General features: G+C 68.9%; 11 protein-coding genes. 6 read left to right on the top strand and 5 right to left on the bottom strand.

All coding sequences use genetic code 11. The features are described from left to right. The 4 genes from BM150_RS09740 to paaI form a co-directional block, all read right to left on the bottom strand. A partial coding sequence (locus BM150_RS09740) for an APC family permease (protein WP_245755390.1) occupies positions 1–704 on the bottom strand: 704 nt, incomplete at its 3' end. A gap of 425 nt (positions 705–1,129) precedes the next feature. Then, on the bottom strand, positions 1,130–1,741 hold the full coding sequence (locus BM150_RS09735; RefSeq protein ID WP_092926213.1) for a TetR/AcrR family transcriptional regulator: 612 nt from the start codon (positions 1,739–1,741) through the stop codon (positions 1,130–1,132). A gap of 127 nt (positions 1,742–1,868) precedes the next feature. Then, the gene (paaK, locus tag BM150_RS09730; protein WP_092926211.1) at positions 1,869–3,218 is read right to left on the bottom strand and encodes a phenylacetate--CoA ligase PaaK; all 1,350 of its coding nucleotides are present in this window, start codon (positions 3,216–3,218) and stop codon (positions 1,869–1,871) included. Positions 3,219–3,231: 13 nt separating this feature from the next. After that, positions 3,232–3,609, bottom strand: a complete 378-nt coding sequence (gene paaI / locus BM150_RS09725) for a hydroxyphenylacetyl-CoA thioesterase PaaI (RefSeq protein WP_092926339.1) — start codon at positions 3,607–3,609, stop codon at positions 3,232–3,234. A gap of 308 nt (positions 3,610–3,917) precedes the next feature. On the opposite strand from paaI, the gene paaZ reads away from it, so the two are divergent. The 6 genes from paaZ (at position 3,918) to paaE (ending at position 10,154) form a co-directional block, all read left to right on the top strand. Beyond that, positions 3,918–5,960, top strand: coding sequence for a phenylacetic acid degradation bifunctional protein PaaZ (paaZ, locus tag BM150_RS09720; RefSeq protein ID WP_092926337.1), 2,043 nt, complete (start codon positions 3,918–3,920; stop codon positions 5,958–5,960). A gap of 111 nt (positions 5,961–6,071) precedes the next feature. Then, a complete protein-coding gene (paaA, locus tag BM150_RS09715; protein ID WP_175496755.1) occupies positions 6,072–7,040 on the top strand; it encodes a 1,2-phenylacetyl-CoA epoxidase subunit PaaA in 969 nt (322 codons plus the stop codon). Further along, on the top strand, positions 7,037–7,381 hold the full coding sequence (gene paaB / locus BM150_RS09710; protein WP_245755388.1) for a 1,2-phenylacetyl-CoA epoxidase subunit PaaB: 345 nt from the start codon (positions 7,037–7,039) through the stop codon (positions 7,379–7,381). Before paaA ends, paaB begins: the two co-directional genes overlap by 4 nt. Positions 7,382–7,637: 256 nt before the next feature. Continuing rightward, positions 7,638–8,528 carry a 1,2-phenylacetyl-CoA epoxidase subunit PaaC gene (gene paaC / locus BM150_RS09705; RefSeq protein ID WP_092926209.1) on the top strand — a complete coding sequence of 297 codons (891 nt, stop codon included), beginning with the start codon at positions 7,638–7,640 and terminating at the stop codon, positions 8,526–8,528. Further along, a complete protein-coding gene (gene paaD, locus BM150_RS09700; RefSeq protein WP_092926207.1) occupies positions 8,522–9,058 on the top strand; it encodes a 1,2-phenylacetyl-CoA epoxidase subunit PaaD in 537 nt (178 codons plus the stop codon). Before paaC ends, paaD begins: the two co-directional genes overlap by 7 nt. A gap of 1 nt (position 9,059) precedes the next feature. Further along, complete coding sequence (gene paaE, locus BM150_RS09695) at positions 9,060–10,154, top strand: 1,2-phenylacetyl-CoA epoxidase subunit PaaE (RefSeq protein WP_092926205.1); 1,095 nt, start codon at positions 9,060–9,062, stop codon at positions 10,152–10,154. A 324-nt stretch (positions 10,155–10,478) separates the two neighbouring features. Here the strand turns inward: paaE and BM150_RS09690 are convergent, their stop codons facing one another. After that, a complete protein-coding gene (locus tag BM150_RS09690) occupies positions 10,479–11,420 on the bottom strand; it encodes a sporulation protein (RefSeq protein ID WP_092926203.1) in 942 nt (313 codons plus the stop codon). Positions 11,421–11,517 lie beyond the last annotated feature (97 nt).

The raw sequence follows: 11,517 nt of genomic DNA, 5'->3' as shown, positions 1-11,517 counted from the left end.
ACCACCGAGCCGATCAGGGCGAACGGCACGTTGCGCTGCGGGTTGTCGGTCTCGCCCGCGAACTCGACACCGTTGCGGAAGCCCAGGTAGGAGAACGCCACCCCGGCCGCCGGGATGGCGGTGAAGATGGTTCCGGCGCCCTCCGGCATGAACCCGCCGAACTCGGTGAGGTTGCCGGGATTGAACGACACGGCGAAGAAGACCACGATGACCAGCACGATCACCGCGAGCTTCCACCACACCAGGATGTTGTTCAGCCGGGCGAACACACCGACGCCCAACGCGTTGATCGTGCTGTACAGCGCCATCAGCGCGATCGCGATCAACCAGCCGTAGCCGCTGACCAGGTACTCTCCCTCCACCGGAGTCATCAACCAGCCCGCGTAGGGGTAGGCGTACTGCATGGTGGCCAGCACCTCGATGGGGGTGACCGCGGCGGCGGCCAGCCAGCTGATCCAGCCCGCGCTGTAACTCGCGAAGGAGCCGAAGGAGTAGTGCGGGAAGCGGATGATCCCGCCGACGACCGGGAACATCACCGACAGCTCGGCGTAGACGAAGCCGATGAACAGCACCATGATCGCGCCGATGATCCAGGACAGGATCGCTGCCGGACCGGCGATCTGGGAGGCGTAGAGGGCGCCGAACAGCCATCCGGAACCGATGATCGCGCCGACCCCGGTGAACAGCAGGCTGATTCGGTTCACGTCCCTGCGGACCCCGTGATCGAGCTGCACTGTGGCACGGGTCGGTGAACCAGCCGGTGTGCCCATAATCGGCCCCATTCGAGTGATAGGGATCACTTCGGTGTTCCCATAGCACTCTCAGGCAGACACGGGAGTTCGGCAACACGAACACGCCTGTGGCCCGAACACGGTCCGCGCAGCGAGGGCCGATCGAGTCCCGCCGCCCGGTCCGCCGCATGGCTCGGCGGCGTCGATTTCTCGCGAAATCGCCGCGCCGGTGTGGCCAGGGTGGTGTCGATTTCTCGCGAAATCGCCGGTCCTGCGGCGCTCCCAACGCCGAACTCCCACCACTCCCGCAGGCCGAGCTCCTGCCACTCATGCAGTCGGCACCGCCGCGAGAGGTTCCGCCACCCGCACCGCCACGCAACCCGTGCCGTGCGCAGTAGTCATTCGTGACGCTTGAGCCCCTCGAAGGCGATCGTTGTGACCGCCTCGGCGATCTCCTCCTTGGTCAACCCCTGCCTGGGGCGGTACCACTCGATCACCGAGTTCACCATCCCGAACAGCAGCCTGCTGGTCAGTGCCGGGTCCAGGTCCAGCCGCAGGCTGCCCGCCCGCTCCGCCTCGGCGACGAGCTCGCCCACCAGGTGGTCGAACTCCCGGCGCCGGGCGAGTGCCTGGCGCTCCACCTTGCTGTTGCCGCGCACCCGCAGCAGCAGGGTCACGAACGGCAGCTCGTCGACCAGCACCTCGACGCTGCGCCGCACCACGTGGTGCAGCCGGTCGATGGCGGGCCCTTCCAGCGACTCGGGTTCGTCCAGCACCGCGAACAGCGCGTCCAGCGCCCGGTCCACGCTCATCCGCAGCAGTTCCTGCTTGCTGGAGACGTGGTAGTAGATGGCCGATTTGGTGATGCCGAGCCGCTTGGCCAGGTCCTCCATGCTCGTGCCGTCGTAGCCGCGCTCGTGGAAGACCTTGACGGCGGTGCGCAGCAGCGAATCGAGGTCGTAGCCCGGTCTGCCCCGCCCCGCACCGTTGTTCGTAGCCGCACCCGCCATGGTCCTCAGTCTTGCAGTATCAGCCGGGGAGCGCGGTCACCGGCCCGCGCGGCCCCGGCGAGGGTGTCCACCGGGTATCACCGCCTCCGGTGAGGATTTCCCGGGCGATCCGGTCGGGACGGTTCGATCAGCTCTCGCGCAGGTCGACGATCCGGCGCAGTTTGCCGACCGAACGCGGCAGCGTGTCGGGCTCGACGATCTCCACGCCCGCGCTCACCCCTACCGCGTCCTTGATCGCCGCGGCCAGCGCGCCCGGCGCCTCCGAACGCTGCGCGTCGGTGGTGGTCTCGTCCGCCTCGATCCTGACGCGCATCTCGTCGAGTCGTCCCCGCGTGGTGAGTTCGAGCTGGAAGTGCGGCGAGAGGCCGTCCTGCCGCAGCACGAGCTCCTCGATCTGGCTGGGGAAGACGTTCACGCCGCGCAGGATGATCATGTCGTCGCTGCGTCCGGTGATCTTCTCCATCCTGCGCATCCCCGGTCGTGCGGTGCCGGGCAGCAGCCTGGTTAGGTCCCGGGTGCGGTAGCGGATCACCGGCATGGCCTCCTTGGTCAGCGAGGTGAACACCAGTTCGCCGTGCTCGCCGTCTGGCAGCGGCTCCTCGGTGACCGGGTCGATGATCTCCGGGTAGAAGTGGTCCTCACAGATGTGCGGGCCGTCCTTGGTGGTCACGCACTCGTTCGCCACGCCGGGGCCCATCACCTCGGAGAGCCCGTAGATGTCCACCGCGTCGATCCCGGCCGCTTCCTCGATCTCGCGGCGCATCTCGGCCGTCCAGGGTTCGGCGCCGAAGATGCCGATCCGCAGCGAGCTTTCCCTGGGGTCGAGGCCCTGCCTGCGGAACTCGTCGAGCAGCGTGAGCATGTAGGAGGGCGTGATCATTATGATCTCGGGTTCGAGGTCGTGGATGAGCTTCACCTGCCGCTCGGTCATCCCCCCGGAGGCGGGGATCACGGTGCAGCCGAGCCGTTCGGCGCCGTAGTGCGCGCCGAGCCCGCCGGTGAACAGCCCGTAGCCGTAGGCCACGTGCACCTTCTGGCCGGGGCGGCCGCCCGCCGCTCGGATGGATCGCGCGACCACATCGGCCCAGGTGTCCAGGTCCCGCTGGGTGTAGCCGACCACGGTGGGTGTGCCGGTGGTGCCGCTGGAGGCGTGCACCCGCCGCAGCTGGTCCTGCCCGACCGCGAACATGCCGAACGGGTAGTTCTCCCGCAGGTCGTTCTTGGTGGTGGTGGGGAACTTCGCCAGGTCGGCGAGGCTCTCGCAGTCCTCGGGCCGCACCCCGGCCTCGTCGAACTTCCTCCGGTAGCAGGGCACGTTCTCGTAGGCGTGCCGCAGGGTTTCGCGGAGCCGTCGCAGTTGCAGTTCGGCCAGCTCGGCGCGGCTCGCGTGTTCCGCGGCGTCCGGTTCGGTCGCCGGAGTGTCGTGGGACGGGGTGCCGGAGGGGGCCGGTTCGGTGTGCGCGGCGAGTTCGGTCATGGTCGTGATCCCTTCAGCTCTTGATGCTGCGGCTGTGCCCGCGGAACTCGGCGATGGTTTCCCCACCGGCGTCGTCGCGGAACACCGTGGTGTCGTAGATGCCGCTGCGTCCCCTGGTGTGGCGTTCGACCGCTCTGGCGTGCAGCAGCTCCCCCTCGTGCGCGGGAGCCAGGAACGTGATCTGCGCGCTCGCGGCGACGGTGACCGGCCCGTGGCTGTTGCAGGCACAGGCGAAGGCCGTGTCCGCCAGCAGGAACACGTAACCGCCGTGGGCGATGGCGTGTCCGTTGACCATTTCCGGGGTCACGCGCATCCGCACGTGTGCGTGCCCCTCCGAGGCCTCGAGCAGCTCTATGCCGAGCGCTTTCGAGGCGTGGTCCTCGTCGAACATGGCCGCGGTGGGAGCGGCTATCGGCGGGTGCTCGGCGTCCAAATCGGTTTCACCACCTCGGAATACTGACCGAACAGTCGGTTGCCTAGCCGGGATCGCCGTGGTTGCCTCGCGTGCCGCGCTGCCGGTCTTCGATGGTTTTTTCGTGGGCAACTGTCGGTCAGGTGATTGTGCACGAGCTTGTTCTGCGTCACAATGCTTTACCGACCGATTGGTCAGTAATAAGTGAACTCGGTTGCCTGGCCGTGCCACGACGGGCGGTACGGGAACTCGGACAGCAGGCGGACTACCCCAGGGAGATCGCGACGATGGAGCCATTGCGCAGCTACCTCGCGGGACGGTGGCAGCGACCCGACGCGGCCGGAACGCCGTTGCACGACGCCGCGACCGGGCAGGAGGTCGCGCGGATCTCCACCTCCGGGCTGGACCCCGCCGCCGCACTCGCTCACGGCCGGGAGAGCGTCGGTCCCGCGTTGCGCGAGCTCACCTTCCACCAGCGTGCCGCGCTGCTCAAGACGCTGGCCTCGCACCTGCGCGAACACCGCCACGAGCTCTACTCGCTCTCGGCCCGGACCGGCGCCACCAAGGGCGACTCCAAGTTCGACATCGACGGCGGCATCGGCGTGCTGTTCAGCTACTCCAGCAAGGGCAGGCGCGAGATGCCCGACGACACCGTCTACGTGGACGGTGCCACGGAACCGCTGAGCAAGCAGGGGACCTTCCTCGGCCAGCACATCGCCACCCCGCTGCACGGGGTGGCGGTGCAGATCAACGCGTTCAACTTCCCGGTCTGGGGACCGCTGGAGAAGCTCGCCCCCGCGTTCGTCGCCGGGATGCCGACCCTGATCAAACCCGCTCCGCAGACCGCCTACCTGACCCACCGCCTGGTGGAGCTGATCGTCGAGTCCGGCATCCTGCCGGAGGGATCGGTCCAGCTGCTGTGCGGCGATCCCGGCGATCTGCTCGACCACCTGACGGAGCAGGACACGCTCTCGTTCACCGGATCGGCCGCCACGGCACGGCGCCTCCGCGCGCACGAGAACGTGGTGCGGCGCGGCGTGCGGTTCAACGCCGAGGCCGACTCGCTGAACTGCTCGATACTCGGCCCGGACGCCACCCCGGACACCCCGGAGTTCGAGCTGTTCGTGCGCGAGCTGGTCACCGAGATGACCGTCAAGGCGGGCCAGAAGTGCACCGCCGTTCGCAGGGCGTTCGTCCCGGCGGAGCTCGCCGACGAGGTGACCGAGGCCGTCCGGCGACGACTCGCCGACATCAGGGTCGGCGATCCCTCCTCCGGCGAGGTCGACATGGGGGCGCTGGCGGATCCGGAACAGCGCGAGGAGGTCCGCCGCTCGCTGAAGGCGTTGTTGGAGTCGTGCCGACTGGTGCACGGGGACCCGAACACGCCGTTCGAACTCGTCGACGCCGACTACGAAAAGGGCGCTTTCGTGCCCCCCATGCTGCTGCGCTGCGACGATCCCGAACTGCCGCAGCCGCACGAGGTGGAGGCGTTCGGCCCGGTGAGCACGATCATGCCCTACCGCGACGCCGAGCACGCCGTGGACCTGGCACGCCGTGGTCACGGCAGCCTGGTGGGATCGGTCGTCTCCGCCGACCCCGACTTCGTCCGCACCGTCGTCACCGGTGCCGCTTCGCAGCACGGCCGGATGCTGGTGCTCAACCGCAACGACTCGGCCGAGTCCACCGGTCACGGTTCACCGCTGCCGCAGCTGGCACACGGCGGTCCCGGCCGGGCCGGTGGTGGTGAGGAGATGGCCGGGTTGCGCGGCGTGCTGCACCACATGCAGCGCACCGCCGTGCAGGCGGACCCGGACACCCTCACCTCCCTGACCCGGCAGTGGATGCCGGGCAGCGCCCGCGAGACCACGGCGGTTCACCCGTTCCGCAAGCACCTGGAGCGGCTGCGCGTCGGGGACAGCGTGGTCGGCGGCCCCCGCACCGTCACCCGGGAGGACGTGCGGCGCTTCGCCGAGTTCACCGGGGACGAGTTCTACGCGCACACCGACGAGGAGGCAGCCGCCGCCAACCCGTTCTTCGGGGGACTGGTCGCGCACGGCTACCTCGTCGTCTCGTTCGCCGCCGGGTTGTTCGTCGCCCCCGAGTCCGGGCCGGTGCTGGCCAACTACGGCCTGGAGAACCTGCGCTTCCTGACGCCCACCTATCCGGGCGACGAGATCACGGTCACGCTGACCGCCAAGCGCATCACGCCTCGGTACAACGCCGACTACGGCGAGGTGCGCTGGGACGCGGACGTGACCAACCAGGACGGTGAGTCCGTCGCCAAGTACGACGTCCTCACGCTCGTGGCGAAGGAGAACCCACCGGAATGAGGCGTCGTCCACCGGATGCGGGGCCTGCCGGGGTGAGAGTCCCCGGGAGGTTCCGCCTGGCGAGCGTCCCGGCAGAGCGAAACGGAAGAATTCGGGGAGGAGGTGAGTGGCGTGAGCACCGATGAAGCCACGATCACCGACGAGGAGCGGTTATACGAGCGGTTCGAGGCGACCGTCGAGCACGACCAGCGCGTCGAGCCGAGGGACTGGATGCCCGAGGGCTACCGCAAGACCCTGGTGCGCCAGATCGCCCAGCACGCGCACTCCGAGATCATCGGAATGCAGCCGGAGGGCAACTGGTTGACCCGCGCCCCGAGCCTGCGCCGCAAGGCGATCCTGCTCGCCAAGGTGCAGGACGAGGCCGGGCACGGGCTCTACCTGTACTCGGCGGCCGAGACGCTCGGCGTCGAGCGCTCCGACCTGACCGAGAAACTCGTCGCACGACGCCAAAAGTACTCCTCCATCTTCAACTACCCGGCGCTGACCTTCGCCGACATCGGGGTGATCGGTTGGCTGGTGGACGGAGCCGCGATCGTGAACCAGGTGCCGCTGTGCCGGTGCTCCTACGGGCCCTACGCCCGGGCGATGATCCGCATCTGCAAGGAGGAGTCCTTCCACCAGCGGCAGGGCTACGAACTGCTGCTGACCATGATGAACGGTTCCGAGCGGCAGCGGCGGGACGTGCGGGACGCCGTCGACCGCTGGTGGTGGCCCTCGCTGATGATGTTCGGGCCGCCGGACGGGGACTCGCCCAACACCCAGCAGTCGATGGCTTGGGGAATCAAGCGGCACACCAACGACCAGCTGCGGCAGAAGTTCGTGGACATGACCGTGCCGCAGGCGGAGGCACTGGGAGTAACGCTCCCCGACTCCGGGCTGAGCTACAACGCCGAGCGCGAGCACTACGACTTCTCCGAGCCGGACTGGGAGGAGTTCCACCGGGTGTTGGCGGGCGAGGGGCCGTGCAACACGCAACGCGTCGAACGGCGGCGCGCCGCGCACGAGGGCGGCTCCTGGGTACGCGAGGCCGCGGCTGCGCACGCGGCGAAGCAGGCGGAACGCGGGAGGGCCGCGGTATGAGCACACCATCCGGAACCGGCGAGACCGGCCGGGACGCGACGGGCGGGGTGGAACGGCCCAGCACGGCATGGCCGCTGTTCGAGGTCTTCGTCAGGGGAAAGCGGGGACTCAACCACGTGCACGTGGGGTCGCTGCACGCCGCCGACGAGGAGATGGCGCTGCACAACGCGCGCAACCTCTACACCCGGCGCAACGAGGGAGTGAGCATCTGGGTGGTGCGCGCGGCCGACATCACCGCCTCCAGCCCGGACGAGAAGGACCCGTTCTTCGCGCCGAACGGGGACAAGGTCTATCGGCACCCCACGTTCTACGAGATTCCCGACGATGTCCCCCATATTTAGTGAGATGACGTCGGACAGCTTGCTGGGGTGGTCCGGTGGCGGAACCTCTGGCACGGCTCTCGCTCCGGGAGGCCCGACATCGGGTAGTTACTACACAACGTCGGGCCTTCCTCACGAGAGCCGCACCAGAGAACCCGCGGCGGTACCGACTGCCGGAGCGGTGGGGTTCGGCCCGGCTCTTGCCTCGGTCCCGCACTCGACAAGTCGTGCCGCGGCGGTTCGGCGGCCACATTCGCAACCGGTGAGGTAATTCCCCATGTCGTTCGACAACGCCTACGAGGCAATCGCCGAGACACATCCCGAGGGGGACGCGCGCTGGGCGTTCGGCACCGGATTCGACGATCCGCTGTCCGGAGTGGACACCACAGTGCCCGCCGGTGTCGACACCGCCGACCTCGCGGCCTACTGCCTGATGCTCGGCGACGACGCGCTGATCCTCTCGCAACGGCTCACCGAGTGGGTGACGTGCGCTCACGAGCTGGAGGACGAGGTGGCGCTGGCCAACATCGCCCTGGACCTGCTCGGGCAGGCGAGGATGCTGCTCTCCCGCGCGGGTTCGGTCGAGGGTCTCGACCGCGACGAGGACGCGCTGGCCTACTTCCGCTCCGAACCGGAGTTCCGCAACGTGCGGCTGGTCGAGCTGCCCGGCGGTGACTTCGGCAGGACCATCGCCGCGCTGCTGGTGTTGTCCACCTGGCGGCTGGCGCTGCTCAACCGGCTGGTCACCTCGGCGGATCCGGTGCTCTCCGCGATCGCCGCGAAAGCGGTCAAGGAGGTCACCTACCACCGAGAGTACGCCGCACGCTGGGCCGTCCGGCTCGGTGACGGCACCGACTACTCCGCCGAGCGGCTGCGGAGCGGGTTCGCCGACGTGCTGCCACTGGTCGACGAACTGTTCACCGGGCACGCCGTGGAGCGGCGACTGGTCGCTGCGGGAGTGGCCGTGGACAGCACCGAGCTGCGGGAGGAGTTCGACGACGTGCTGGCCCGAGTCGCCGAGCAGGCGCTGCTGCGGCTGCCCGAGGTGAACCGGGTGGGCTCGGTCGGCGGTCTCGCGGGTCGCGACGGCGTCCACACCGAACACTTCGGCTACCTGCTCGCGGAGATGCAGAGCCTGGCGCGCGCTGATCCGGAGGCGACATGGTGACCCGTACCGAACGCGATCGGACCGTGGCCGCCGAGGTCGCGGAGTCGGTGACCGATCCGGAACTTCCCATGCTCACCCTCGCCGACCTCGGGGTGCTGCGCGAGGTGACCGTCACCGATACCGGCGGCGTGGTCGTCACGATCACGCCCACCTACTCCGGCTGCCCGGCGCTGACCGAGATGCGTACCGATCTGCACCGCGGGCTGACCGAGGCGGGATACACCGATGTGCGGATCCGCACCGAGCTCTCCCCGCCGTGGAGCAGTTCGTGGATCACCGAACGCGGCAGGCGCAAACTCGCCGAACACGGCATACACCCACCGGACGAGCGGTCGAACGCTCCGGCCGCGCGCGATACCGGCGGCGGTCCGGTCCCGCTGACCCTGGAACCGCCGCGACGGGAGATCCGCTGCCCGCGGTGCGATTCCAACGCCACCGAACGGACCTCCGAGTTCAGCGCCACCGCGTGCAAGGCGTTGTATCGCTGCCTGGACTGCCGGGAGCCCTTCGAGTACTTCAAGGAGATCTGACGTGTCCACCCCGACGGCTACCGCGCCGAGGCGCCGCGCGGACAACTCCTTCCACACCCTCCGGGTGGCCGAGGTCGAGCGGCTGTGCGACGACGCGGTCGCGGTGACTCTCGACGTCCCCTCGGAGCTGGCCGCCGAGTTCGACTTCCTGCCCGGCCAGTCGCTGACCCTGCGGCGGCGCGAGGACGACGGTGAGCACCGGCGTTCCTACTCGATCTGTTCCGCGCGGGGAACTCCGCCCCGCATCGGGGTGCGGCTGGTGCCGGAGGGGTTGTTCTCCGGGTGGCTGACCGGGGGGATCGAGGTCGGTGACGAGATCGAGGTGATGCCGCCCACCGGACGGTTCACCCCGGATCTGACGGTCGGGGGCAGGCACGTGCTCGTCGCGGCGGGCTCGGGGATCACCCCGGTGCTGTCCATCGCGGCCACGCTGCTGGCCGAGACGGATTCGGCGGTCACGGTGATCTACGGCAACCGGCGCAGCGACACCGTGATGTTCGCCGACGAGCTCGCCGACCTCAAGGACCGTCATCCGAGCCGCTTCGAACTGGTGCACGTGCTCTCCAGGGAACCCCGCGAGTCCGAACTGGTCAGCGGGCGGTTGGACGCCGAGCGGCTGCGCGGTCTGCTGGGCACGCTGGTGCCGCTCGACGGTTCGGAGCAGTGGTGGCTGTGCGGCCCTTACGGCATGGTCGAGGACGCCGGGGCGGTGCTGACCGAACTCGGTGTGCCGGGTGAGCGGGTGCACCGTGAGCTGTTCTACGTCGACGACGTTCCTCCCGAGCCGGTGCGGCACGAGGAGGGCGACTACGAGGGCGAGGTGACTCGGGGACGGGTGACGCTGGACGGCCGCACCACCGAGGTCGCGCTGCCCACCGACACCCCGGTGCTCGACGCTGCCCAGCGGGTTCGTTCGGATCTGCCGTTCGCCTGCAAGGGCGGGGTCTGCGGCACCTGTCGTGCCAGGATCACCGAGGGGCAGGTGCGGATGCGCCGCAATTTCGCGCTGGAGGACTCCGAGGTGGAGTCCGGGTTCGTGCTCACCTGCCAGTCGATCCCGGTCACCGAGGAGGTCGCGGTGGACTACGACGTCTGAGCTCTCTTCCCTGGTCGTCGATTTCTCGCGAAATGTACGAGAGGGGTGGGCGGGAGAGCCGCCGCCTCCACGGCGAACCCCTTCACGACCGTGACCAACAGCACCTCGCCCGGCCGAGGTGGGGCGGTGTGCGGCCGGGGGGGCGACCGGGTGCATCCCTCCGGCCGCCCCGCGGCAACGATCCGAACCGGTTCGGGCGGTGCGTCCGACCGGTCAGCGCTGTGTGACTGGCCACGAGCTGTGTGGCTGGCCACGAACACCGTCCCCGCGCCACGGTAGTTCTTCGGAACCGGCCCGGGAGTACCGAGTACGCAGCGGGAGGGATCAGCCTTCCTCTTCTTCCTCGCCCTCTTCCTCACCCTCCAGCATCTCGCCGAGCATCATGCCGCCGAGAACGCCTGCCGCGGCGCCCGCCACTCCACCGGCGACGGCACCACCCAGTCCGGAACCGGAGTGCCCCGAGTCGTGACCGTGGTGACCGTGCCCACCGCCGAAGAATCCGCCCGAGGACTGCGACACCGCCTGCAACCAGTTCTGGATCTCTGAGGTCCAGTCGGTGTGCAGCGCTTCCTCGTGGCTGCGGTGGATGCGCCCCAACGCGTCGCCGCCGGAGGTGAACAGACCGCCCCGCTTGTCCGCCTCCAGCACCACGTCCAGGCTGTCGGGACGCGCCACGAAGGTCAGCTCGACCTCGTTGATACCACCCGCGAACTGCGGTGGCGCGAAGAACTCGATCTCCTGGTAGAAGGGGTACTGCTGTGCGATGCCGTGCAGCACGCCGTGCTCGACATCGGCGCTTTTCAGCGGTGCGCCCATGTTCAGCAGCGCCTCGATCACCGGTTGCTGCGACGGCAGTGGTTCGACGTGCAGCGGGTCCATGTCACCGGTGTCCACCGCCTTGGCCACCGCGACCTCGGTGCGAACGCCGAGCCGCATACCGTGCAGTGGCTGGCCGCGCAGTGCCGTGATCGGTAGCTCCCACGGCAGCGGCAGTTCGAACGGGATCGTGGAGTACTGCTCGGCCTCCAGCGTGAACTCCCCGCTCACCGTGTGACGCTGGAACTCCAACGCCCCTTTCTGGTCGTCGGAGGTTTCCACCTCGGCCACCAGGATCAGGTCGATCCGCTGGATCTCGGCGGTCCCGCTCGCTCCTCCGATGCGGACCTCCCCCGAGACCTGACCACCCGGTTGGCAGGCTTCCTCGTGCAGCACCGTGTCCACCGAGGGGCCACCGATTCCCACTGCCTGCAACATGCGTTTGAACACTGCGCGATCCCTTCATCGCCGACCGTTTCCGTGACTCCCGCCGATTCGGGTGTGCCACGTGCTTTCGCCCGTGCGACGATGCTGCCGCCGGTGTGGT

This window comes from Actinopolyspora alba (assembly GCF_900112765.1).
In the GTDB taxonomy this organism is placed as follows: Bacteria; Actinomycetota; Actinomycetes; order Mycobacteriales; family Pseudonocardiaceae; genus Actinopolyspora; species Actinopolyspora alba.
The sequence above is the reverse complement of the archived record's forward strand: the minus strand, read 5'-3'. Positions and strand labels throughout refer to the sequence as shown.